We start from the raw sequence: 24,137 nt of genomic DNA, 5'->3' as shown, positions 1-24,137 counted from the left end.
AGCCCGCTAACTCATCGTCACCGAGAAGTCCGTCAGCGTGAACCTCGCCTTGCCGCCGCTCGTGGAACAGAACTCGATGCCGTAGCCGATCTGGTTGACCGTCGGGTTCGGGGGGATGAAGCCCTTGCCGATGCCCCAGGCGATCATCGCCTTCAGGTCCACCGCGCCCGAGTACTGCGTCGCCTGGGAGACGAATGCGATGTAGCCGTCGTCGTCCGCCCAGACGTCGTACGTGTGGCCGCCCGCTGTGTACGTCCCGACCTTGTCGCCCGACGGTTGCTGCTTGAGGTTCTCCGTCCAGACCATCACCTCGGTCACGCCCTTGCCGTCGCCGACGCCGTTGAGCCAGAGGTCGTACGCGACGTCGTAGATGCCCGTGCCCGGGCCGCGGCCGGCGAACGTCGAGCGGATCACCGAATAGTCGTTGAACGGCTTTCCGTTCTGGTCGTTGATGTCCTTGTGGACGTTCGGATAGGTTTTCACCGACGTCGTCGACGGCTGGGTGGAATCCACGTACCAATTGTCGTACGCACACGCGCGCAGTGTTTCTGGGCCCGCTTCGTCCGAGTTCCACATGTTGTTGTGGACGTAGTAGCCGCCGTCGGACCAGCCGCCGTCGGGGTCGCTCGTGGTGAACTCCGGGCTGCCGCAGTTGCGGACCGGGGTCGCCGACGGCGGACTAGGCGCAGGTCGGGACGCACTTTGCGGGACCGACGTCGGCGGCGCGAGGGTGCCGCTGGACGTCACCGGCGAAGACGCCGGAGGTGACGACGACGCGGCGGGCGACACCGCGGCCGGAGCGGCCGGCGCCGCCGAACCGGCGTCCTGCCCGCACCCGGCGAGCACGAAAAAGGGAATTACCGACAACACGGCCAGAGTTCTTCGTCGCATTTTCCCGCCTTGTCAACAATGGCAGAACGAGGCGGAACCCTAACACGGGAAAATGACGATCAGTGGTCTTCGGGATCGAGGTCGTGGGACGTGATCGGGCGGCCCGGCAACGGCGTTCCCGGCCGCGCGCTCAGCCCGTCGATCATGATGCCCACACAGCGGCTCGCCGCCATCGCCGCGACCTCGTCCGTCTTCGCGCGCATCTGACGCAGCATCGTCGCGAACAGGATCGCGACGTCACCCGCGCCGACGTCGTCGCGGAGCTTGCCCTCGGCCTGGGCGCCGCGGACGAACTCGTCCAGGACCACCAGGATCTCGTCACGCAGGCGGCGGACCTCCGGGTCGCCCTTCAGGATCACCAGCGCCCGGTGCGACACCATCGCCAGCTGGACGACCAGCTGCAGCTCGACCGACTGCCGCAGAAGCCGCTCGAGCGCGCGCCACGACGACGTCTCCTCCGCGGCGATCCGCTTGGCGTCGATCAGGACGCGCTCGAAGTTGTCCATCGCCACCGCGCGGACCAGGGCGTCACGATCCGGGAAGCGCCGGTACAGCGTGCCGACGCCGACGCCGGCCGCCCGGGCGATCTCCTCCATCGGCACTTCGGCACCGGACGCGGCGAAGATGCTCTTCGCGGCGGCCAGGATCTGGTCGCGGTTGCGCCGCGCGTCAGCCCGCAGGCTGGTATCGGGGTCTGCCGTCATGCCGTTCGCCTCTCGCTGAATCTGGCGCGGGGTGATTCTCGCATGGTCAGGCGCCCACACAGTGCATCCGCAAGATGTCACCCGTTAGCTAGTGGACGATGTCCTTCCACTTGGGTACGTTGGGTTCTAGAACCGGAATGTAATCCTCCACATACTTTCCGTCCGATTTGGGGATCCGAAATGACCGAAGTCGCCGAACCCGCCACGACCTCGACCGGGGAAGAGGTCTTCCCGCTGGTGCGCAGCTGCCCGTTCGCGCCACCACCGGCGTACGAGAAGCTGCGCGAAGCGGGCCCCGTCCAGCGCGTCGGGCTGCAGTCCGGCCAGGAGGCCTGGGCGATCACCCGGCTCGAGGACGTCCGGCAGATGCTGACCGACCCGCGGTTCAGCTCCGACCGGTTCAACCCGGGCTTCCCGTTCCTGACCAAGCAGGGCCGCCCGGTGCGGCGGAGCAACTTCACCGCGTCGCTGATCAACATGGACCCGCCGCAGCACGGCTCGGCCCGGCGCGAGGTCGTCGGCGAGTTCACGGTCAAGCGGATGAAGGCCCTCCAGCCCCGCATCCAGCAGATCGTCGACGAGCACATCGACGCGATCCTGGCCGGCCCGAAGCCCGCCGACCTGGTCACCGCGCTGTCGCTGCCGGTGCCGTCGCTGGTCATCTGCGAGCTGCTCGGCGTCCCGTACGCCGACCACGACTTCTTCCAGGTCCGCAGCTCGACGCTGCTCAACCGCGACGTCGAGCAGGACGACCGGATCAAGGCGGTCGACGAGCTGCAGACCTACCTCGACCAGCTGGTCTCCACCAAGGAGGCCGAGCCGGCCGACGACCTGCTCAGCCGCCAGATCGCCAAGCAGCGCGAGGAGCACGGCGAGGCCGACCACGACTCGCTCGTCTCGCTGGCGTTCCTGCTGCTCATCGCCGGGCACGAGACGACGGCGAACATGATCTCGCTCGGCACCGTCGCGCTGCTGGAGAACCCGGACCAGCTCGAGCTCATCAAGAACGATCCGGGCAAGACGCTCGACGCCGTCGAGGAGCTGCTCCGGTACTTCACGATCGCCGAGTTCGCGACGTCGCGCGTCGCCACCGAGGACCTCGAGATCGGCGGCCAGCTGATCCGCGAGGGCGAGGGCGTGCTCGGCCTCAGCTACTCCGGCAACCGCGACCCGGAGGCGTTCGACAACCCGGACGAGCTGGACCTGGAGCGGGGCGCGCGGCACCACGTCGCGTTCGGCTTCGGGCCGCACCAGTGCCTCGGCCAGAACCTGGCCCGGATGGAGCTGCAGATCGTGTTCGACACGCTCTTCCGCCGCCTCCCGGAGCTGAAGCTGGCCGTGCCGGTCGAGCAGCTGCCGTTCAAGCACGACTCGTCGATCTTCGGTCTGTACTGCCTGCCCGTGACCTGGTGAAAGAGGGGAAATCATGACGACAGTCGAGGAGCCGGTCCACCAGTTCCCGATGACCCGCACGTGCCCGTTCTCGCCGCCGCCCGCGTACCAGGAGATCCGCGAAGAGGAGCCGATCACCCGCGTCGGGCTCCCCGACGGCGGACGCGCCTGGGTGGTCAGCCGGCACGAGGACGTCCGGACCGTGCTGAACGACCGGCGGTTCAGCGCCGACCGGCAGCACCCGGACTTCCCGCAGCTCGTGGCGGGCGGGTTCCGGCGCCAGGGCGACGAGCGCACCATGATCACCATGGACGCGCCCGAGCACGGGCCGGCCCGCAAGGCCGTGCTCGGCGAGTTCACCGTGCGCCGGATGGAGGCGCTGCGGCCGCGGATCCAGGAGATCGTGGACGGGCAGATCGACGCGCTGCTGGCCGGGCCGAACCCCGGCGACCTCGTCGAGGCGCTGGCGCTGCCGGTGCCGTCGCTGGTGATCTGCGAGATGCTCGGCGTGCCCTACGACCAGCACGACTTCTTCCAGACCCACACGGCGAAGCTGATCAAGCGTTCGACGTCGCCGGAGGAGCGGCGCGCGGCGTTCGACACCATCCGCGGCTACATGGAAGAGCTCATCGCGGAGAAAGAGGCGAACCCGCCGGACGACCTGCTCGGCCGGCAGATCGTCAAGCTCCGCGAAGACGGTACTTACCGGCGTGCTTCGCTGGCCGCGACCGGTTTCCTGCTGCTGGTGGCCGGGCACGAGACGACGGCGAACATGATCTCGCTGTCGACGGTGGCGCTGCTCCGGAACCCGGAGCAGCTGGCGCTGCTGAAGGCCGACCCGGGCAAGACGCTCGACGCCGTCGAGGAGATGCTGCGCTACTGGACGATCGTCGACGCGGCGACCGCGCGGCTGTGCGTCGAGGACGTCGAGCTGAGCGGACAGCTGATCCGGGCCGGCGAGGGTGTGCTCGCGCTGGGCTACGCGGCCAACCGCGACCCCGGGGCGTTCGACAACCCGGACGACCTGGACATCGACCGCGGCGCGCGCCACCACGTCGCGTTCGGCTTCGGCCCGCACCAGTGCCTCGGCCAGAACCTGGCCCGGATGGAACTGCAGATCGTGTTCGACACGCTGTTCCGCCGGATTCCGTCCCTGAAACTGGCAGTTCCCGTGGAAGAACTGCCCTTCAAGGACGACGCGAACATCTACGGGCTGTACCGGCTGCCGGTCACCTGGTAGAGATCGAGCGGACGGCCCTCCCACCACAGGAGAAGAACCATGAAGATCATCGCGGACACCGGCAAGTGCGTCGGCGCGGGTCAGTGCGTCCTCACCGAGCCCGCGCTGTTCGACCAGAGCGAGGACGACGGCACCGTCATCGTCCTCGACGACCAGCCGCGGGGCGAGCTGATCGAAAAGGCCCGCGAAGCGGTGCACGTCTGCCCGAGCCAGGCCCTCTCCCTCGAGGAGTAGGTCTGCCGCAGCTTGTCGTGAGTGGTAATGAGGGTTAGAACCCTCATTACCACTCACGACCAGTTATCCACATCGCTCTCCGTTATCCACAGATTTGCCGCCGGCCGCCCACTCCGTTCCGGAGCGCGGCATGGTCGGGACATGCCCCTGCACACGCGCTGGTCGAGCGACGAAATACCTGCACCTGCCAGACCAAGCTGGCAGGTCTTGCTCGGCGAGCAGCACGGCATCGTCACCTACGAGCAACTCCGGTCATACGGCCATTCGGCAGCCGATGTGACGGCGAACCTCAGAGCCGGACGTTGGCGCCGTGTACTTCCCCGGGTCTACGCGACGTTCACCGGCGAACTTCCTCGACCGGCACGGCTGCACGCCGCCCTCCGATACGGCGGCCACCACGCGGTATTGAGCCACCGCACCGCCGCGGAGGAATGGGGCTTTCTCCCGATCGCCGATCACCCGGTCGAGATCACCGTGCCGTACACGAGTTCGGCGATCTCGCACAAGCCATCGGTGGTCGTTCACCGGTCCCGCGCGCTGCGCTACACGACGGTCGGCACGACTCTGCCCCGAACACGAACCACAGACACCATCCTCGACCTCGCCGTGGCCGAGCAGACCGGTCGTCAGGCAACGATGCTCATCGTGGATCTCGTCAGCCGAAGCTCGGTCTCCGTCGCTTCGATGCTGGACTGTTTCCAGCTCAGACCGCCGTTCCGGTTCCGATCCGCGATCCGGCGAGGCCTGAGTTGGTGAGCAACGGTCTGATGTCCGCACTCGAGGTCGAATATCAGGAAACGGTGGAGGACAGACACGGGTTACCGCGCGGTCATCGCCAAACGCCTGTCGAAGTCGACGGAAAGACGCTGTGGGAGGACGTCACTTACGACGGGCACGGCGCACCCGTGACGGTCCGGCTCGACGGCCGCGCCTCACACTCCACGGCCGGTGTCGCCTTCCGGGATCGCCGTCGTGACAATGCGGCCGAACTGGCGGGTCGCGCACGGCTGGTCTACGGCTGGCGCGATGTCCACGGTATGCCGTGCACAGTCGCCGACGAAGTCCGGCGCATCCTCGTCCGAGAAGGCTGGAGCCCCGGCGATGGCCGAGTGCCCACGTGCCGGCAATGCGCTCCCAGACGGTCGTGAGTGGTAATGAGGGTTCTAACCCTCATTACCACTCACGACAAGGCGACCACTACGAGAGGCGGAGGGTTGTCTCCGGGTTGAAGGCGTGCGTCTCGCCTTTGCCGCGCAGGGCCACGCGGACGTTGTCGCCCATTCGGGGTGGGCGGCGGCCGTCGACGCGGACCACGAAACGGTCGTCGCCTACCTTGCCGTGGAGGTAGGCGTCCGCGCCCAGTTCCTCCACCAGCTCCACCACCAGCTCGAAGCCGCCCTCCGAGACCAGTTCCAGGGACTCCGGGCGGACGCCGAACGTGACCTCGCGCAAACCGGCAGAAGCAGCCGCAGTGAGCACCGAACGTGGCAGCGGCAGGACGACGTCGCCCAGCCGGACGCCGACGTCCGTCAGCGGCAACGTCGCCAGGTTCATCGCCGGTGAGCCGATGAAGCCCGCCACGAAGGAGTTCGTCGGGTTGTCGTACAGCTCCCTCGGTGACGCGCACTGCTGCAACCGGCCGTCGCGCAGGACGGCGACCCGGTCGCCCATCGTCATCGCCTCGACCTGGTCGTGCGTGACGTAGATGGTCGTCGTGCCCAGGCGCTGCTGCAGCTGCGCGATGTTCGCGCGGGTCTCCACCCGCAGCTTCGCGTCCAGATTGGACAGTGGCTCGTCCATCAGGAACACGCTCGGCTCGCGCACGATCGCCCGGCCCATCGCGACGCGCTGCCGCTGCCCGCCGGACAACGCTTTCGGCTTGCGGTCGAGAAACCGCGTCAGGTCCAGCATCGCGGCGGCCTCGCCGACGCGTGCCCGGATGTCCGAAGCCGACATTCCCCGCAGCTCCAGCGCGAAGCCCATGTTGCCGGCCACCGTCATGTGCGGGTACAGCGCGTAGGACTGGAACACCATCGCGATGTCCCGGTCCTTCGGCGGCAGGCCCGTGACGTCGCGGTCGCCGATCCGGACGGCGCCCTCGTCGACGTCCTCCAGCCCGGCCAGCATCCGCAACGCCGTCGACTTGCCCGAACCGGACGGCCCGACCAGCACGAGGAACTCCCCGTCCGGCACCGAAAGGTCGAGCTGGTCGACCGCCTTCACCGACGACACGCCCGGGTAGACGCGTGACGCCTTTTCGTAGACGACTGCAGCCATGGCTACTTCACCGCTCCCATCGACAGCCCGCGGACGAGGTGGTTCTGCGCGAACCAGCCGACGATCATCACCGGCAGCGACGCCAGCAGCGCGGCCGCGGACAGCTGAGCCCAGTACAGGCCCTCACTCGTGATGAACCCGACGAGGAACACCGGCACGGTGCCGGCCCGCGCCGCCGTCAGGTTGACCGCGTAGAAGAACTCGGTCCAGGAGAAGATCACGCAGATCAGCGCGGTCGCCGCGATCCCCGGCGCGACCACCGGCATGATGATCCGGCGCAGCAGCGTCGGCAGGTTCGCACCGTCGATCCGGCCGGCCTCGATCATCTCGTGCGGCACCTCGAGGAAGAACGACCGCATCATCCAGATGGCCAGCGGCAGGTTCATCGACGTGTAGAGGATGATCAACGCCCACACCGTGTCCAGCAGCTCGGTGTTCTGGGAGATGATGTACAGCGGGATGATCGCCGCGACGATCGGCAGCATCTTCGTCGACAGGAAGAAACCCAGTGCATTGGACGTCTTCTTCACCGGCGCCAGCGAAAGCGCGTACGCCGCCGGAATTCCCAGCAGCAGCACCAGCAACGTCGAGATCACCGTGACGAACGCGGAGTTCGCCACGTAGGGCAGGAACCCGCCCTTCAGGACGTTCGCGATCTGGTCGAACGTCGGGCTGAAGAACAGCTTCGGCGGGTCGGTGTAGGCGTCGGACTCCTGCTTGAACGCCGTGAGGATCATCCACAGCAGCGGGAAGACGAACAGGATCGCGATCACCCAGGTGACGACGGTGAGCGCGCCTGGGCCGAGCTTGCGCTTCGGCTTGCGGGCGGGAGCCGCGGTGGTGGCCGCCGAGGGGCGGGTCTCCAGGGTGGTCATTTGATGCCTTCGTCCACCGAGAACGTGCGGAACATCAAGCGCAGGGCGAAGGTCGCGACGATCATCGTCAGGATCACGACGATCACGCCCATCGCCGACGACTGGCCGACGTCGAAGCCTTCGAACGCGCGCTGGTAGATGTAGTACGGCAGGTTCGTGCTGGCCGTGCCCGGCCCGCCCTGCGTCATCAGGAAGATCGCGTCGAAGCTGTTCACGATGTAGATCGCGCCCAGCAGCGTCGCCAGCTGCAGGAACCGCGACAGGTGCGGCAGGGTGATGGAGACGAACGTCCGCCAGCGGCTCGCGCCGTCGACCGACGCCGCTTCCAGGACCTCCTTGGACTGGCTCTGCAGCCCGGCCAGGATCAGCAGCATCATGAACGGCGTCCACTGCCACACGATCTGGGCCATCACCGACGCCAGCGGGAACTGCGAAAGCCAGTCGGTGTCGGTGCCGAAGACGAAGTGCAGCAACCCGTAGGTCGGGTCGAACACCGTCGTCTTCCACAGCAGCGCGCCGGCCGCCGGCAGGATGAGGAACGGCGTGATCAGCAGCGTGCGGACGAAACCGCGGCCCATGAACTTCCGGTCCAGCAGGATCGCCAGGCCGAGGCCGAGCAGCAGCGCGACGAGCACGCACACCACGGTCAGCAGCACCGTGTTGAGCAACGCGACCAGGAACGTCGTGTCGCCGAAGACGTCGATGTAGTTGTCCAGGCCGACGAAGTGCCGCGAACCCGGCCGGACCAGGTTCCAGGACTGGAACGAGTAGAACACGGTCAGCAGGAACGGCAGCTGCGTCACGGCGACGACGAAGAGCAACGCCGGCAGCAGCGGCAGGCGCCGCTTGGCCGCGGTGCTCAGGCCGCGTTTCTCCGTGACCTTCGCGTGCGACTGGGACTTGGGGGTGGATACGGAGAGCGTGGACATCACTGCACCGCCTTGTAGGAGTCGCCCACCGTCTGGGCGTAGTCCTGGGACTGCGTCAGGGCGTCGTCGACCGACTCGCGGCCGGCGATCGCCGCCGACAGCTGCTGGCTCACCCTGGTGCCCAGGTCCTGGAACTCGGGGATGCCGACGAACTGGATGCCCGGGTAGGGCACCGGGTTCGCCATGGCCTTCTGCTGGTTCGCGTCCGCGATGCCGTCGAGCGTCGGTTTCGCGTAGGCCTGCGCGGCCTTGGCGTAGTCGGGAATGTCGTAAGTGGACTGACGCACACCCGGCGGGACGCGGTTCCAGCCGTAGGTCGCCCCGACCTTCCGCACGTACGCCTTGTCGGTCATCCAGGCCATGAACTTCCAGGCCGCGTCCTTGTCCTTGGCCACCTTGGGGATGCCGAGGGCCCAGGTGTAGAGCCAGCCGCTGGCCTGCGTCTTGACGACCGGTGCCGGCGCGTACCCCGACTTGCCGACGATCTTGCTGCTCGACGGGTCCTCGTTGGTGCCCGCCATGACCGTGGCGTCGTACCACATCGCCGCGTTGCCCTGCGTGTAGCGCGTGCCGCACTCGGAGAACCCGGCGCTGGAGGCCCCGACCTCACCGTGGTCGCGGATCAGGTTGACGTAGAAGTTCGCGGCGTCCTTGAACTCCGGCGACGTCAGCTTGGCGTTCCAGTCCTTGTCGAAGTACTGGGCGCCGAAGGTGTTGGCCACCGTGCTGAACGGCGCGAGGCTCTCGCCCCAGCCCGGCTTGCCGCGCAGGCAGATGCCGGCGACGCCGTTCGCCTTGTCGTCCAGCTTCGCGGCGAACTCCGCGACCTGCTGCCACGTCGGCTTGGCCGGCATGGTCAGCCCGGCCTTGGCGAAGAGGTCCTTGCGGTAGGCCAGGAACGACGACTCGCCGTAGAACGGCACCGCGTACATCTGGTTCTGGTACGACAGCGACTGCTTGATGCTGGGGATGAAGTCGCCTTCGTCGTAACCCGGGGTGGCCGCCATGTGCGGTTCGAGGTTCTCGAGCCAGCCGTTGGCCGCCCACTGCGGCGCCTCGTAGTTGCTGATCATCACGACGTCGAACTCGCCGCCCTCGGTGGCGGTCGACGCGGTGATCTTGGCGCGGGCCTGGTTTTCCGGCAGCGACACGAACTTGAGGGTGATGCCGGTGGCCTTCTCGAACTCGGGGGCGAGCGAGATCGCGTCCTTCATCTGCGGGTTGGACACGATCGCGATGACGAGCGTCGAGTTGCCGGTGCCGACCGAGCCGGCGCCGGCGCAGCCGGTGACCAGCAACGACGTCGCGGCGAGGAGGGTGAGCAGCTTACGCACGGCCACCTCCCGGGAGTACCTGCACCTTGAGGCCGGAGCCGCTGCGCATCTTGGCGAGCGCGTCCGGGTACTGCTCCAGCGGCAGCCGGTCCGTGAGCAGCTCGTCCGTGTTGATGGCGCCGCCGGCCACGAGGTCGAGCGCGGTGCCGTAGCTGTTCAGCACGGCCATCGAGCCGACGACGGTGATCTCGTCGTTGTAGATGCGGAACGGCGAAAGCGCGACGCGGGCTTCGGCCGGAGCGACGCCGAAGACGAGCAGCCGGCCGCCGCGGCGGATCGAGTCGAAAGCGGCTTCGATGGCCGGGGCGGCGCCGGTGCAGTCGACGGCGACGTCGAACTTCTCGCCGTTCAGCTCGCCGACGTCGGCCGCGGTGGCGACGGCGCCCAGCCGGCTCGCACGCGGCAGCCGGTCCTTGTTGCGGTCGACCACGGTGACGTGGGCGCCGGCGCGCTGCAGCAGCTGCTGCATGATCAGGCCCATGGTGCCGGCGCCGACGACGAGAAAGCGCTCTCCGGCTTCGACGCCGACGCGGCGCACGCCGTGCACCGCGCAGGAAACGGGCTCGACCAGCGCGCCCTGCTCCCAGGTCATCGTGTCGGGCATCCGGTAGCAGTTGGCCGACGGGACGGCGACGAACTCCGCGAAGGCGCCGTCGACGGTGTCACCGGTGGCGTTCCAGTTCGCGCAGAGGTTGCCGTGGCCGGAGCGGCACGGGCCGCAGTAGCCGCAGAACAGCGAGGGGTCGACGGCGACGCGGTCGCCGATCTCCCAGCCACCCGGCACGTCGTCGCCGAGCTCGACGATCTCCCCGGCGAACTCGTGACCGGGGACGATCGGGTACGGCGTCGGCGGGAAGTGCCCGTCGGCGATGTGCAGGTCCGTGCCGCAGATGCCGCACGCGCCCACCTTGATGACGACCTGTCGTTCCCCTGGTTTCGGATCGGGCACCTCGCCGACCCTGATCTCGCCGGGCCGGTCGATGATGGCGGCACGCATGCCTAGCCCCTTCCTCGCGCTCATATGAGCATCGTTGACCTGATGCGTCGAGAAGTTGTGAAGGCATTACAGGTCTGACGTCGGTGTTACGTCAACCTTTCGGGCAGATTTCGCGCTATAGTGCTCATATGAGCACGTCCAAGAAGCAGCCGTCGCTGACCGAAGCCATGCTGCTAGCGACCGTCGCCCGGCGCTTCTACGTGCAGGGACGCTCCAAGCTGGAGATCGCCGACGAATTCGACGTCAGCCGCTTCAAAGTCGCCCGGATGCTCGACACCGCCAGGGAGTCCGGCCTGGTCAGAGTGGAGTTCGCGCTGCCGGCGCCGGTGGACCTGACCCTGTCGGACGAGGTCCGATCGGCCTACGGCCTGGACCGGGCCCTCGTGCTGGAACGCTCAACCGAGCGTGAACCCAAGGAGGTCGTCCGGGCCAGGATCGGCGCACTCGCGGCCCGGCTGCTCGAGGAGATCGTGACGACCGACGACATCCTCGGGCTCTCCTGGGCCCGCTCGGTGAACGCGCTGACCGAGGCGATCCGGACGCTGGCGCGCTGCCCGGTCGTCCAGCTGTGCGGAGTGCAGGCGGGGATGGACATGCGTGGCCGCTCGGTCGAGACGGTCAGCCGGGTGACGGCGGTGTCCGGCGGCGACGCCTACCCGATCTTCGGGCCGCTGGTGCTGCCGGACCGCCGCACGACCGAGACCCTGCGGCGGCAGCCCGGCATCGTGGAGACGTTCGGCCAGTTCCGGAACCTGACGAAGGCCGTGGTCAGCATCGGCGCGTGGCAACCGGGCGAGTCGACGGTCTACGACGCGCTGGACGAGGCGGAGCGAGCGGCGATAGCGGCCCGCGGCGCGACGGCGGAGGTCGCGGCCCGGCTGTTCGACGCGTCCGGCAACGCGTTGTCCACCGGCCTGGCCCACCACGTGCTGGCGATCAGCCACGAGGAGCTGATGGCGGTGCCGGAGGTGATCGCGCTGGGGTACAGCAAGCCGAAGGCGTCGGCGGTGGACGCGGTACTGCGGTCGGGCATGGTCTCGACGCTGATCACCGACGCGGCGGCGGCGGTGCCGCTCCTGGCGTTGGCGGCGAAGAACCCGCCGCGCTGAGCCGTACTCCCGGGGAGGTAGCCGGCGCCCGGCGCGCTACCCCACCGGGCGCAGATCGCGTGACGCGGGCTCCGGGGTTACGCCCGATGTGCGCGCGGGGTTCCTCCGCGAGCCTGGAAACCGTGACCCGAACCAAGGCTTCTCCCCGCTGGCGCCACGCCGTCGTCTGGCTGCACGTCCTGTCGTCGGTCGCCTGGATGAGCCAGGCCCTCGCGCTCGTCGTGCTCATGTCGCTGGCGCTCACGCGTCACGCGCAAGCCGGCGCCGCGACCGCGATGGCCGACCGGCTCGACTCCGTGCTGCTCGCCCCGATGGCGAACGTCTCCGCCTTCACCGGCCTCGTCCTCGCCGGCGCGACCGCGTGGGGCTACACCAGGCACTGGTGGGTCCTCACGAAGTTCGTCCTGACGCTCATCCAGCTCTACGCCGGCATCTTCCTGCTCTCCCCCGCCCTGCGCGACGCCGCGGACACCGCCACCGTCGCGTGGCCGCAGATCGCCGGCGCCTCGCTGATGGCGAGCGCGCTTTCCTTCCAGGCGTGGCTTTCGATCGCGAAGCCGTGGAAGAAGACGCCGTGGTCGCCCGCCGCGAAGCCGCCGGCCGCGCCGACCTGGGTGTACGTCACCGGGGTGGCCGCGCCCGCGTTCGACGTCGGCGCCGGGCTCCTCGCCGGCTACCCACTGCCCGCGTTGTCGCTGGTCACGCTGGTCGTGCTCGGATTTGAGCGGCGACGACGTCGTCGCCGTGCTCAGCCGCCCAGCGCCCGAAGCCTTCGATCGGCTCCAGGAAGCTCGAGCCCAGTGGCGTGAGGGCGTACCCGCCGTCGCGGCGCTCGAGGAGACCGTCGGACTCCAGGCGCCGCAGGGTTTCCGTGAGCACCTTGGCGCTGATCCCGCCGATCGAGCGACGCAGTTCGCCGTGCCGGCGCGGGCCGTGGCGCAGCGCCCACAGCACCACCGGGTTCCAGGTGTTGGCGACGAGGTCGAACGCGAGCCGCGTCGGGCAGTCGGCGAGAAAGTCCATGGTTACCTTTCGGTTCCTGCCGGGGTCCCTAACGTCGTGCCGGTACAGCAAAGCACGAGGAGGACACATGCGGATCGGGATCTTCGGCACGGGCGCCATGGCGACGGCACTGGGCCCGCACTGGACGAACGCCGGCCACGACCTGCGGGTGGCCGGTCGCGGTACCGGGACGTGGGCCGAGGTGGCGGCCTTCGCGGACGCCGTGCTCCTGGCGATCCCCGCGGACGCCGTCTTCGACGTCCTGCCGAAAGCGGGCCCGCTGCACGGCAAAGTGCTGGTGGACTGCACCAACCAGCCCGGCCCGACCGGCACCGAGCCCCCGCCCGGCACCCCGGTGGCGACCCGGATCGCGGCCGCCGCGCCGGGCGCGCACGTCGTCAAGGCGTTCAACCTGGCCCACGTCGACGTCTGGCGCAAGCCACCCGCGACGCTCACGGTTCCGCTCTGCGGCGACGACCCGGCGGCCCTCGACGTCGTCCGCACGCTGGTCCGCGACGTCGGCTGTACCCCGGTCCTCGGCGGCGGCCTGGACCGCGCGCACCTGCTGGAGGCGACGGCGGCGTTCGCCATCGGCCTGTGGTTCGCGGGCGAGGACGCCCAGGCGATCCTGGTCCCGGCCTCGTGAGTGGTAATGCGGGTTAGAACCCTAATAACCACTCACGACGGCGTCGACGTTGCCGGCCGCGAGGTCGGCGGCCCGGGCCCGCAGGGGTGCGCCGCCACGCGGGATGAGGGTCACCGTGCCGTCGGCCAGGTCCGTGACCAGCGTGCTCAACGTCAGCTGCGGGTCGCCGCCGGCCGCGTCGCGGTGCACGTCGTTCGTCAACGTGTCCGCCAGCCACGCCACGTCCGGGGCGGCCGGTGACAGGTGAGCGCAGACCTCGGCGCGGTCCAGGCTCTCCTCGCCCGCCGCGTCGAGGTCCGGCGGCAGCTGGCGGAAGTGGTTGGTGTGCCAGGAAAGCCCACTGGCCACAGTGGTCACGGCCGTCTCGTGGCCGGCCTTCTCGACCACCGTCACGCCGGCCGAACCGACCTGGCCCATGGTGTACGCGAACCCGCCCGCCGAAGCGTGCGAGCGCAGTGACGACACGGCGTCCGCGACGTCGACGGCCCGCTGCAGCGACCGCGCGACGAAGTGCCGCCCGGCGCACGGCGACGGCGTCACCACGTTCACGCTGTCGATCCCCCACACCAGCCCGTGCGTGGTGAGCGTGAAGGTGTTGGCCGGCACGAAACCCGGGTACCACCAGACGCAGACGCCGGGCTCGCCGTCGATCAGCAGGGTCAGCAGCCGCCCGATGCCGTCGAACACCGGGGCGCCGTCCTCGTTGTGCCCGAGCAGGCTCCGCGCGCCGACCCACGCGAGATCGGTGCAGCCGGTGCCGTCGCCGGTGCCCAGGTCGCCACGCAGGTTGGCCAGCAGCAGGTCGTCGAACGGCACCCCCGCGCCCGACGCCAGCGCGGCGAGCTCGGCGTAGGCGTCCGGGTGCTCGACCTGCGACGCCGATTCGATCGCCCGGAACAGCACCGGCGACCGCCGTGCCCGCCCGGTGACCGGCCACTCGGGCAGTCCGGCGAGGACGGTCCGGATGTCGGCCGCCGCATACGCCCCCAGCTCGGAGAACGCGGCTTCGCGGGGGCCGCGGACGACCGTCCAGCGCACGTCACCGATCCGGTGCTCCACGACCGTCGCCGCCATGCGCTCACGATGCCTGAGCAGTCAGGAAAAGGCAACGACTAGTGCGCGCCCACCGCGACCACGCGGACCACCGCCGAACCGGCTTCGTCGGACGCGGCCAGGTCGATCTCCGCGCTGATGCCCCAGTCGTGGTCGCCCGCCGGGTCGTCGAAGATCTGGCGGACCTTCCAGACGTCCGGCAGTTGCTCGATGATGATCAGCGCCGGGCCGCGCGCGTCCGGGCCGGTGCCCAGCGCGTCGTACTCCTCGAAGTAGTCCTCGATCGCGTCTTCCCACGCCCCGGCGTCCCAGCCCGAAGCCGCGTCCAGCTCGCCCAGCACGTTCCACGCGCGGCGCCCGAACAGCTCGACCCGGCGGAACAGCTCGTTGCGCACCAGCACCCGGAACGCGCGCTCGTTGCGCGTGACGGCGGGCGGTTCGGCCGGCGGCCGGTGGGAGACCGGCCCCTCCTCGTCCGGGTGCCGCAGGGCTTCCCACTCGTCGAGCAGGCTGGAGTCGACCTGCCGGACCAGCTCGCCGAGCCACTCGATGAGGTCCTGCAGCGGCTCGGTCTTCGCCTCGTCGGGCACCGTGTGGCGCAGCGCGTCGTAGGTGTCCGCGAGGTAGCGCAGCACCAGGCCTTCGGACCGCGCGAGCTGGTAGAAGCCGATGTACTCGACGAAGTTCATCGCGCGCTCGTACATGTCGCGCACGACCGACTTCGGCGACAGCTCGTAGTCGTCGACCCACGGGTGGCCCTGCCGGTAGCTGTGGAACGCGCCCTGCAGCAGCTCTTCCAGCGGCTTCGGGTAGCTGACGTTCTCGAGCAGCTCCATCCGCTCGTCGTACTCGATGCCTTCGGCCTTCATGGCGTTCACGGCCTCGCCGCGCGCCTTGAACTGCTGCTGCGACAGCACGGGCCGCGGATTGTCCACAGTAGATTCCACAGTGGACACGACGTCGAGCGGGTAGCTCGGCGACTCCAGGTCGAACAGCTCGATCGCGGCCAGCGCGAACGGCGAAAGCGGCTGGTTGAGCGCGAAGTCGAACTGCAGGTCGACGGTGAGCCGGACGACCCGGCCCTGCTCGTCCGGCTCGGGCAGCCGCTCGACGATGTCGGCGGACAGCAGCGCGCGGTAGATCGCGATGGCGCGCAGGATGAGCTTGCGCTGCGACGCGCGGTCCTCGTGGTTGTCCTCCAGCAGGTGACGCATGGAGTCGAACGCGTTGCCCGGCCGCGAGATCACGTTCAGCAGCATCGAGTGCGTGACCTTGAAGCTGGACGTCAGCGGCTCGGGCTCGGCCGCGATCAGCCGGTCGAACGTGCTCTCGGTCCAGTTGACGAAGCCCTCTGGCGCCTTCTTCCGGACGATCTTCTTTTTCTTCTTCGGGTCGTCGCCCGCCTTCTCCAGCGCCTTCGCGTTCTCGACGACGTGGTCGGGCGCCTGGACGACGACGTAACCGTCGGTGTCGTAGCCCGCCCGGCCGGCGCGGCCGGCGATCTGGTGGAACTCGCGCGCCTTGAGGTGGCGCTGGCGGATGCCGTCGTACTTCGTCAGCGCGGAGAAGACCACTGTCCTGATCGGTACGTTGATGCCGACGCCGAGCGTGTCCGTCCCGCAGATCACCTTGAGCAGCCCGGACTGGGCGAGGGTTTCGACCAATCGGCGGTACTTCGGCAGCATGCCGGCGTGGTGGACGCCGATGCCGTGGCGGACCAGCCGCGAGAGCGTCTTGCCGAAGCCCGCGGAGAACCGGAAGTCGCCGAGCAGCTCGGCGATGGCCTCCTTCTCGGCCTTGGTCGTGACGTTGATGCTCATCAGCGTCTGCGCCCGCTCGATGGCCGCGGCCTGCGAGAAGTGGACGACGTAGACCGGCGCCTGGCCGCCGTGGAGCAGCTCGGACATGGTCTCGTGCAGCGGGGTCAGCGCGTACCGGAAGGTCAGCGGCACCGGGCGCTGCACCGACGTGACCACGGCCGTCGGCTTGCCGGTGCGGCGGGTGAGGTCCTTCTCGAAGAAGGACACGTCGCCCAGGGTCGCCGACATCAGGACGAACTGGGCCTTCGGCAGCTCGAGGATCGGCACCTGCCACGCCCAGCCGCGGTCGGGCTCGGAGTAGAAGTGGAACTCGTCGGCCACGACCTGCCCGACGGGGGCGTCGGCCCCGAACCGCAACGCGATGTTCGCCAGGATTTCGGCCGTGCAGCAGATGATCGGCGCGTCCGGGTTGACGGCGGAGTCGCCGGTCATCATCCCGACGTTGTCCGCCCCGAAGATCTCGATGAGCTGGAAGAACTTCTCCGACACCAGTGCTTTGATGGGCGCGGTGTAGTAGCTGCGGCGGCCCTGGGCGAGCGCGGTGAAGTGCGCGCCGACCGCGACGAGGCTCTTCCCGGAGCCGGTCGGCGTCGAGAGGATGACGTTCGATCCGGAGACGACCTCCATCACCGCCTCCTCCTGCGCCGGGTACAGCGCGATGCCCCGATCGGCCGTCCAGGTCGTGAACGCTTCGAAGAGGGCGTCGGGGTCGGGATCCGCAGGCAGGAGGTCTGTGAGAGTCATGAGACGTCCATCGTGCCATCCGCTCGTCGCAAAGTCGGCAGGGGCGATCGCATCGCGAGTGGTAAACCCGTAGGCTTCGCGGTACCGCGCACCGACCGGGGCATACTTTCGGTCTCGCGCGCACACGGGCGGTAATCCGGAGGGCTTAGGAATGGCACAGGACATCATCCCGATCGAACTCGGCCTGCCGCAGGGGGACGTCGTCACCCTGTGGGCGCCGCGCTGGCGGGAGGACGGCGAGGAGTGGGAAGCGTTCCTCGGCGACGAGGACGACCTGTACGCGTTCCCGGACGCAGCCCACTTGGCCGCGTTCGTACGCACCTCCGAGCGGCACGACCTGCTCGATCACCCGGCGTGGGACGCGGTTCCGTCGCTGAACGTCCCGGAGCTGATCCCGGACGAGGACCACACGTACGACCTCGTCGGCGTGCCCGAGCTCGTCGCCGAAGAGCCGGACATCTGGCACATCGCGGAGCTCGCCGAGATCATCGGCATCGTGCGATCGCTCGCCGACGTCTGCGACCTCGAAGAGGTCCACGAGATCCTCGACTCGACCGAGGGCTTCTCGCTGCTCGACCAGGGCACCCTCCCGTTCACCGGGAGCGTCGGCGTCCAGGTGTGGAACGACCTGTCCGAGACGGTGTCGCAGAAGTGGGACACCGTGCTGGACGCGATCGACGGCCTGGTGACCGCACCCGACGTCGACGAGAAGATCCTGGAGCAGACCGCCGAGGAGCTGGCGGCGTTCCACGAGGAGTCCGCGGCGGCCGAAGCCGGCGCCGAAGGTGAAGAAGACCTCGAGGCGATCGACTCCGCCGACTCGGACGACGACGCCGAAGACGAGGAAGAGGACGAGGGCCCGGTCGGCTTCTGGGCCGAGGTCGGCATCGACCCGATCAAGATCATCACGTCCGGCGCGGAGTACTACACGCTGCGCTGCTACCTCGACGACTCGCCGGTGTTCCTCGGCAGCGAGGGCGAGATCGACGTCTACACCTCGGAGAAGGCGCTGGCGCGGGCCCTGGCCGACGGCAAGGACCTCGCCGACACCGACCTCGCCGACGTGTCCACCTGGGAAGAGGTGCTGGCGAAGGCCACCGCGGGCGAGCTCGAGATCGAGGTCGACCCGGAGAACACCTACGTCCTGTCCGGCATCGACGCCGACATCGCGGAAGGCCCGGAGGCGATCGACCCGACCCAGCTCGAGCTGGCCGTCGAGCTGATCACCGACGCCGCCGACTGGGCGGGCGACGACACGGCCGACACGGCACTGGCGAGCAACGAAAGCCTGGGCTGGCTGGTCTCGTTCGTCCTGCGCCCGGACCCCACACGCCTCGAGCCGAGCGCCCCGTTCGACGCGGAGCAGGGCTCGTGGCGCAAGCTGGTGGAGACGTTCGAAAACCGCCTCACGGTCGCCTGACTTCCCGACCTCACGAAGGCCGCCTCCCAGGTTCGGGAGGCGGCCTTCGTCGTGTCGACCCTTCAATCACGCGTGTCGTCCATCCAGGCACACGTGTCGTCCGTCCAGGCACGCATGTCGGCCGTTCAGGCACGCGAGTTGGCCGAACCGGTCTGTGCGGGAACGGTCGACTCGCGTGATCAGAGGGTCGACACGCGTGCTTGAGGGGACGACACGGGGTCAGTCTTCTGCGGATCGCTCCGCGCGGGTCGGGACCACCAGTACTGCCAGCGCCGGGAAGATCGCCGCGACGCAGAAGGCCAGCGCGTAGCGGCTGTCGCCGATCACCAGGCCCAGCAGGGGCGGCGTGAGGGACGCCGCGATGTTCTGGCCCGTGTTCTGCGTGCCCATCGCGCGGCCCGACCACGCCAGGCCGGCCAGCTCGGCCGACGCTGTGAAGCCGAGGCCGTTGTCGGCGACCGTGATGATCCCGGCCAGCGCCAGCGCGAGCAGCACCAGCCAAAGCCACGTCGTGTCGCCCAAGGCGACCAGCAACATCACGAAGCAGCTCAGCACGGCGAGCTGGCGCATCGGGCGCAACCGGCTGCCGACCCGGTCGGACCACCAGCCCGACCCCAGCCGCCCCGCGGCGCCGAGGATCTGGACCACCGCCAGGTACCAGCCCGCCGACAGCGCGCTCCAGTGCTGCACCGTGACCAGGTACACCGGCGCGAAGGCCGAGACGGCGAACTGCGGGACCACCAGCAACGCGCTCGCGCCGTGCACCCGCCACAGCGTCGCGTGCCGGTACGGCGACGGCGGCTTCTCACCCGAAGCCGGCCGAGGCGGCCGGGGCGGGTCCGCGACGAGCCAGGCCACCAGCAGCGCGACGACGATCGCCAGCCCGGCCGGCAGCAGCACCGCCGCGCGGAACCCGAAGTGCGCGGCCAGCGGCGGCAGCCCGAGCGCGGCGACGCCGACACCCAGCGGCTGGGCCGTCTGGCGGATCCCCATCGCGACCCCGCGCTCGGACTTCGCGAACCAGCCCATGACGACGCGGCCGCTCGCCGCGTTCACCGAAGCCGAACACGCTCCGGCAGCAAGGAACACCCCGAAGAGCAGCCCGATCGAGTGGGCGCCGAGTCCGGCGTACACCAGGAGTAACCCTGAGACCCCCAGCCCGAGGGCCATGATCAGACGCTCTCCGTAACGGTCCGCAGCCGCGCCCCACACGATCAGGGTGCACAACAACCCGATGCTCGGGGCCGCGACGACCGTGCCGGCCTGGGCCAGCGTCAGCCCCTCGGCCGCCCGCATCGCCGGGACCAGGAACGGGATGCCGTAGAGGAACGAACAGCTCGCGGTCTGCGCGGCGAGACCGAGCGCGAGGATGAGCCACCGTCGTGAACTCGCCCGAACCTGCTCGATCGAATCGCCCTTGACCTGCGCCATCGTCTTCACCGTCTCAAATTCTGAGAACAACTTCCTATATGGTGAACGATAGTTGTCGTGCCTAAGGACCGCAACCGCCTATCGGCGGTCACGGTCCCGAGGGCCTCGAGGTCAGCGCAGGGCGGCGTACCCGGGCTTGATCACGTCGTCGATCAGCGCGAGCCGGGAGTCGAAATCTATGAAGGCGGATTTCATCGCATTGATCGTGAACCAGCGCAGCTCGTCCAGGTCATAGCCGAAGGTCTCGTGCAGCGCGGCGAATTCGCTGGTCATCGTGCACCCGCTCATCAGCCGGTTGTCCGTGTTGACGGTGACCCGGAAGCGCAGCTTGGCCAGCAGGCCGATGGGGTGCTCGGCGATCGAGCGCGCGGCGCCTGTTTGGACGTTCGACGTCGGGCAGATCTCCAGCGGGATGCGGCGGTCGCGGACATAGGCGGCCAACCGTCCAAGGTGGACCGTGCCGTCGGCGTCGCTCTTGATGTCCTCGATGATCCGCACACCGTGCCCGAGCCGTTCGGCGCCGCAGTGCTGAATCGCCTCCCAAATGGACGGAAGACCGAACGCTTCACCGGCGTGAATGGTGAAATGCGCATTGTTCTGCCGCAAATACTCGAAAGCGTCGAGATTGCGGGTCGGCGGGAATCCGTCCTCCGGTCCGGCGATGTCGAACCCGACGACGCCGGCGTCGCGGTAGCGGACCGCCAGGTTCGCGATCTCGAGGGCCCGGGCGTGCTGGCGCATCGCGCAGAGCAACGTCCCGACGCGGATCGAACCGCCGGCGGCGACCACGCGGCGTGTGCCCTCCGTGAACCCCGCCTGGACGGCCTCGACCACCGTATCGAGTGACAGACCGCGTTCGACGAACAACTCCGGTGCGTAGCGCACCTCGGCGTAGACGACGCCGTCGGCGGCCAGGTCTTCGACAGCTTCCGCGGCGACTCTGACCAGGGCTTCCTCCGTTTGCATCACCCCGCAGGTGTGCGCGAAGGTCTCGAGGTAGGAGACGAGCGAGCCGGAATCGGCCGCTTGGCGGAACCAGCTGCCCAGCTCGGCGGGGTCGCTGGTGGGCAGGCCGGTATAGCCGGTGGCGTCGGCGAGCTCGGCCACGGTCGCGGGCCGCAGCCCGCCGTCCAGGTGGTCGTGCAGCAGCACCTTGGGCGCGCGGCGGAGCGTCTCGATGGGCAGAACAGGGGTTTCGTCGGACATCCCTCAACGGTAACCTCGGTGTCATTCCCCTACATGGCCGTAACTCTCAGTCTCCGGCTAACCCTGAGCGTCGAGATCAGGTAACGAATCGGCCATCCGGGGGCGGCCTCCGCAATACCCGCTTCACGGGGGCCATACGCACAGCAATTTCGCAATCGTTAAGCTTCGTGGCACGTCCCTCCATTTCCCCGCCGACGAAGGACACACAGCAGTGACCACTGACAACCACATTGCCGCCCCGTCCTTCGACCGGATGCGCAACATGCTGGTGCGCGCGGCCGAAGTGCGTGAGAGCGAGCAGCAGCAGATCTTCGACGCGCTCGACGACATCTACGCCCGCCTCGCGCCGGTCGACTCGCTGGGCGCGGTCCGCAAGCGGCTGTCCGAGATGCCCGACCGCACCGAGGTCAGCGTCCTGGCCGAGCGCCTCGACGAGACGATGTCCCGGCTGGAGGCCCAGGACAACGCCATCGCCGCGCTGACCCGCGCCGTCGAGAGCATCGTCGACAAGCTGGCCAAGCCGTTCGCGCAGCTCGACGGCCGCCTCGACGGCATGGCCTCGCGCTTCGAGGGCGTCGCGGGCCGGATGGACGGACTCGAGGACAAGCTCCAGAACATCCACCGCCGGATCGACGAGGTCGGCGGCCACCTCGACAAGCAGGACGCGAAGCTCGACTCGATCCCGCAGTCGGTGCTCGGCCCGGTCCGCGAGCGGATCGAGCAGAGCGAGGCGTCGCTGCGCGACCGCGTCGACCACGCCGACCACGAGCTGCGGAACAAGGTCGACGAGCTGAGCCGCGTCACGCAGGAGCGGATCGGCGAGCTGGACCGCGTCACCGGCGAGCGGATCGGCGCGAACACCGAGGCGCTCAAGGTCGCGCTGACCGAGACCGGCGAGATGATCGACGCCTCGGACCGCCTGGAGAAGCTCGGCAACCGCCTCGAGACGGTCACCACCCGCCTCGACGACCTGGCCGGCCGCCTCGACAAGGTGGAAGACGGCTTCCTGTCCGGCATCGGCGACCTCGACGGCGCGCTCAAGGCCGGGCTGTCCAAGGTCGAGGGCACGCTGTCCAAGCAGCCGGACACCGACTCGCTCGACACCCTGGTGCGCAAGAGCAACGACGAGAGCGTCCGCCGCATCGGCGGCCAGCTCGACGAGGCGATGGCGACGTTCGCGGAGCTCATGCTCGGCGGCGGCCCCGCCGTGCAGCAGATCTCGCCCCCGCCGCCGGCCCCGCGCCAGCCGCGTCGCAGCTCCCGCAACGGCCGCGCCCCCAAGCCGGCCGACGCCAAGGCCAAGCCGGGCGAAGGCCCGGAAGAGCCCACGGAGTAAGCAAGCCAGTCGAAGAGGCCCCCACCGGTACGCCGGTGGGGGCCTTCTCGTATCTCACGTGTCTGGAGCCGTGACTCACGTGATCGGGGCCGGAACTCGCGTGTCTGGGGCCGTACCGGCTCTGGTCACGCGAGTTCCGGGCTCAATCACGCGGGATACGACTTCGGACGTCACTCGGTCGGGTGATCATCTTCGCGATGATCATCACACCGTGCCGTGGATCGTCTCCCGGACAATCGGAGCCGCGGCAGGAGCCTCGGCGGCCACCGTGAAGCCGCCTTCGAGGGCCGCCAGGGCTGCCGGGACGGCGGACGGCGTGTCCGTGTGCAGTTCCAGCAGCGGCTCGCCCTCGGTGACCGCGTCGCCCGGCTTGGCCAGGCACAGCACGCCCGCCGCGGCCTGGACCGGGTCCTCCTTGCGGGCCCGGCCCGCGCCCAGCCGCCACGAGGCGACGCCCACCGCGTAGGCGTCCAGCGAAGCCAGCACCCCGGAGGCCGGGGCGACCACAGTGTGGATGTGCGACGGCTTGGGCAGCGGCGCCGACGGGTCGCCGCCCTGGGCCGAGATCATCCGGCACCACGTCTCGTACGCCTCGCCCGACGCCAGCACCTCGGCCGGGTCCGTGGAGATCCCCGCCAGCGCCAGCATCTCCCGGGCCAAAGCCAGCGTCAGCTCGACGACGTCCGACGGGCCGCCGCCCTGCAGGACGGAAACCGACTCCGCCACCTCGACCGCGTTGCCAACCGCGCGCCCCAGCGGGACGTTCATGTCGGTCAGCAGCGCCGTCGTCGGGACGCCGTGCGCGACGCCGATCGACGTCAGCGTCGAGGCGAGCGTGCGCGCCTGGTCGAGCGTCTTCATGAACGCGCCGGACCCGAACTTCACGTCCAGGACCAGCCCGGACGCGCCTTCCGCGATCTTCTTGCTCATGATCGAGCTGGCGATCAGCGGGATCGACTCGACCGTCGACGTCACGTCCCGCAGCGCGTACAGCTTCTTGTCGGCAGGAGCAAGCCCGGACGTCGCCGCGCAGACCACCGCGCCGACGTCCTCCAGCTGACGCGCGATCTCCGCCGTGGACAGCGAAGCCCGCCAGCCGGGGATCGACTCCAGCTTGTCGAGCGTGCCGCCGGTGTGCCCGAGCCCGCGGCCGGACAGCTGCGGCACCGCCGCGCCGCACGCGGCCACCAGCGGAGCCAGCGGCAGCGTGATCTTGTCGCCGACCCCGCCGGTCGAGTGCTTGTCGACGGTCGGGCGCGAGACGTCCAGCGAGAGCCGCTCCCCCGACGCGATCATCGCGCCGGTCCAGCGGGATATCTCCTCAGAGTCCATACCCCGCAGGAAGATCGCCATCGCCAGCGCCGACATCTGCTCCTCGGCGACGACGCCCTGGGTGTAGGCGTCGACGACCCAGTCGATCTGCTCGTCGGACAACCGGCCGCCGTCCCGCTTCGCACGAATCACGTCTACTGCCGAGAACGCCCGCAGTGCCGATGG

At 69.1% G+C, this 24,137-nt stretch carries 23 protein-coding genes; 10 read left to right on the top strand and 13 right to left on the bottom strand.

Features of this window, described 5'->3' with window-relative positions; genetic code table 11:
• Window positions 1-6 precede the first annotated feature (6 nt).
• A complete protein-coding gene (locus tag OG439_RS43170) occupies window positions 7-891 on the bottom strand; it encodes a GH12 family glycosyl hydrolase domain-containing protein (protein ID WP_326946150.1) in 885 nt (294 codons plus the stop codon).
• 59 nt (window positions 892-950) lie between these two features.
• Window positions 951-1,595: a TetR/AcrR family transcriptional regulator gene (locus OG439_RS43165; protein ID WP_326946149.1), complete on the bottom strand. Its 645-nt coding sequence runs from the start codon at window positions 1,593-1,595 to the stop codon at window positions 951-953.
• Window positions 1,596-1,775: 180 nt separating this feature from the next.
• Between OG439_RS43165 and OG439_RS43160 the strand changes: the two genes are divergently transcribed.
• The 5 genes from OG439_RS43160 to OG439_RS43140 all read left to right on the top strand — a co-directional run bounded on the left by OG439_RS43160 (window position 1,776) and on the right by OG439_RS43140 (window position 5,609).
• The gene (locus OG439_RS43160) at window positions 1,776-3,008 is read left to right on the top strand and encodes a cytochrome P450 (protein ID WP_326946148.1); all 1,233 of its coding nucleotides are present in this window, start codon (window positions 1,776-1,778) and stop codon (window positions 3,006-3,008) included.
• 13 nt (window positions 3,009-3,021) lie between these two features.
• Window positions 3,022-4,227, top strand: coding sequence for a cytochrome P450 (locus tag OG439_RS43155; RefSeq protein ID WP_326946147.1), 1,206 nt, complete (start codon window positions 3,022-3,024; stop codon window positions 4,225-4,227).
• Between the two features lie 39 nt (window positions 4,228-4,266).
• Window positions 4,267-4,461: a ferredoxin gene (locus OG439_RS43150; RefSeq protein ID WP_247060779.1), complete on the top strand. Its 195-nt coding sequence runs from the start codon at window positions 4,267-4,269 to the stop codon at window positions 4,459-4,461.
• A 141-nt stretch (window positions 4,462-4,602) separates the two neighbouring features.
• Complete coding sequence (locus OG439_RS43145; RefSeq protein ID WP_326946146.1) at window positions 4,603-5,217, top strand: hypothetical protein; 615 nt, start codon at window positions 4,603-4,605, stop codon at window positions 5,215-5,217.
• A gap of 11 nt (window positions 5,218-5,228) precedes the next feature.
• Window positions 5,229-5,609, top strand: coding sequence for a hypothetical protein (locus OG439_RS43140; RefSeq protein WP_326946145.1), 381 nt, complete (start codon window positions 5,229-5,231; stop codon window positions 5,607-5,609).
• 49 nt (window positions 5,610-5,658) lie between these two features.
• Here the strand turns inward: OG439_RS43140 and OG439_RS43135 are convergent, their stop codons facing one another.
• Genes OG439_RS43135 through OG439_RS43115 form a run of 5 tightly spaced genes read right to left on the bottom strand, consistent with a single transcriptional unit; the run spans window position 5,659 to window position 10,873 of the window.
• The gene (locus OG439_RS43135) at window positions 5,659-6,738 is read right to left on the bottom strand and encodes an ABC transporter ATP-binding protein (protein ID WP_326946144.1); all 1,080 of its coding nucleotides are present in this window, start codon (window positions 6,736-6,738) and stop codon (window positions 5,659-5,661) included.
• 2 nt (window positions 6,739-6,740) lie between these two features.
• The gene (locus tag OG439_RS43130; protein ID WP_326946143.1) at window positions 6,741-7,613 is read right to left on the bottom strand and encodes a carbohydrate ABC transporter permease; all 873 of its coding nucleotides are present in this window, start codon (window positions 7,611-7,613) and stop codon (window positions 6,741-6,743) included.
• Entirely contained in the window at window positions 7,610-8,542 is a 933-nt protein-coding gene (locus OG439_RS43125; protein ID WP_326946142.1) for a carbohydrate ABC transporter permease, read from the bottom strand. Before OG439_RS43125 ends, OG439_RS43130 begins: the two co-directional genes overlap by 4 nt.
• Window positions 8,542-9,882, bottom strand: coding sequence for an ABC transporter substrate-binding protein (locus OG439_RS43120; RefSeq protein WP_326946141.1), 1,341 nt, complete (start codon window positions 9,880-9,882; stop codon window positions 8,542-8,544). The genes OG439_RS43125 and OG439_RS43120 overlap by 1 nt, the downstream gene beginning before the upstream one ends.
• Window positions 9,869-10,873 carry a zinc-dependent alcohol dehydrogenase family protein gene (locus tag OG439_RS43115; RefSeq protein WP_326946140.1) on the bottom strand — a complete coding sequence of 335 codons (1,005 nt, stop codon included), beginning with the start codon at window positions 10,871-10,873 and terminating at the stop codon, window positions 9,869-9,871. Before OG439_RS43115 ends, OG439_RS43120 begins: the two co-directional genes overlap by 14 nt.
• Window positions 10,874-11,001: 128 nt before the next feature.
• Between OG439_RS43115 and OG439_RS43110 the strand changes: the two genes are divergently transcribed.
• Entirely contained in the window at window positions 11,002-11,982 is a 981-nt protein-coding gene (locus tag OG439_RS43110) for a sugar-binding transcriptional regulator (RefSeq protein WP_326946139.1), read from the top strand.
• 122 nt (window positions 11,983-12,104) lie between these two features.
• Window positions 12,105-12,791, top strand: coding sequence for a hypothetical protein (locus OG439_RS43105; RefSeq protein WP_326946138.1), 687 nt, complete (start codon window positions 12,105-12,107; stop codon window positions 12,789-12,791).
• Here the strand turns inward: OG439_RS43105 and OG439_RS43100 are convergent.
• Window positions 12,682-13,005: a winged helix-turn-helix transcriptional regulator gene (locus OG439_RS43100; protein WP_326946137.1), complete on the bottom strand. Its 324-nt coding sequence runs from the start codon at window positions 13,003-13,005 to the stop codon at window positions 12,682-12,684. The two genes, OG439_RS43105 and OG439_RS43100, sit on opposite strands and share 110 nt — an antisense overlap.
• A gap of 67 nt (window positions 13,006-13,072) precedes the next feature.
• On the opposite strand from OG439_RS43100, the gene OG439_RS43095 reads away from it, so the two are divergent.
• Window positions 13,073-13,630, top strand: a complete 558-nt coding sequence (locus tag OG439_RS43095) for an NADPH-dependent F420 reductase (protein ID WP_326946136.1) — start codon at window positions 13,073-13,075, stop codon at window positions 13,628-13,630.
• A 21-nt stretch (window positions 13,631-13,651) separates the two neighbouring features.
• On the opposite strand, the gene OG439_RS43090 is transcribed toward OG439_RS43095, so the two are convergent.
• The gene (locus tag OG439_RS43090; protein WP_326946135.1) at window positions 13,652-14,704 is read right to left on the bottom strand and encodes a C45 family peptidase; all 1,053 of its coding nucleotides are present in this window, start codon (window positions 14,702-14,704) and stop codon (window positions 13,652-13,654) included.
• A gap of 38 nt (window positions 14,705-14,742) precedes the next feature.
• Entirely contained in the window at window positions 14,743-17,247 is a 2,505-nt protein-coding gene (locus OG439_RS43085; protein ID WP_326946134.1) for a DEAD/DEAH box helicase, read from the bottom strand.
• A 151-nt stretch (window positions 17,248-17,398) separates the two neighbouring features.
• On the opposite strand from OG439_RS43085, the gene OG439_RS43080 reads away from it, so the two are divergent.
• Window positions 17,399-18,667: a primosomal protein gene (locus OG439_RS43080; protein ID WP_247060765.1), complete on the top strand. Its 1,269-nt coding sequence runs from the start codon at window positions 17,399-17,401 to the stop codon at window positions 18,665-18,667.
• A gap of 219 nt (window positions 18,668-18,886) precedes the next feature.
• Here OG439_RS43080 and OG439_RS43075 read toward each other — a convergent pair whose 3' ends face one another.
• Together OG439_RS43075 and OG439_RS43070 are read right to left on the bottom strand one after the other, a co-directional pair.
• Window positions 18,887-20,098 (bottom strand): MFS transporter, encoded by a 1,212-nt coding sequence (locus tag OG439_RS43075; RefSeq protein ID WP_326951755.1) that lies wholly within the window; start codon window positions 20,096-20,098, stop codon window positions 18,887-18,889.
• Window positions 20,099-20,209: 111 nt separating this feature from the next.
• Window positions 20,210-21,304, bottom strand: a complete 1,095-nt coding sequence (locus OG439_RS43070; RefSeq protein ID WP_326946133.1) for an adenosine deaminase — start codon at window positions 21,302-21,304, stop codon at window positions 20,210-20,212.
• A 211-nt stretch (window positions 21,305-21,515) separates the two neighbouring features.
• Here OG439_RS43070 and OG439_RS43065 point away from each other — a divergent pair, with 211 nt between their 5' ends.
• On the top strand, window positions 21,516-22,640 hold the full coding sequence (locus OG439_RS43065; RefSeq protein WP_326946132.1) for a PA containing protein: 1,125 nt from the start codon (window positions 21,516-21,518) through the stop codon (window positions 22,638-22,640).
• A 204-nt stretch (window positions 22,641-22,844) separates the two neighbouring features.
• On the opposite strand, the gene OG439_RS43060 is transcribed toward OG439_RS43065, so the two are convergent.
• Complete coding sequence (locus tag OG439_RS43060) at window positions 22,845-24,128, bottom strand: thymidine phosphorylase (RefSeq protein ID WP_326951754.1); 1,284 nt, start codon at window positions 24,126-24,128, stop codon at window positions 22,845-22,847.
• Between the last annotated feature and the right edge of the window lie 9 nt (window positions 24,129-24,137).

This window comes from Amycolatopsis sp. NBC_01307 (assembly GCF_035975215.1).
Classification (GTDB): Bacteria; Actinomycetota; Actinomycetes; order Mycobacteriales; family Pseudonocardiaceae; genus Amycolatopsis.
The sequence above is the reverse complement of the archived record's forward strand: the minus strand, read 5'-3'. Positions and strand labels throughout refer to the sequence as shown.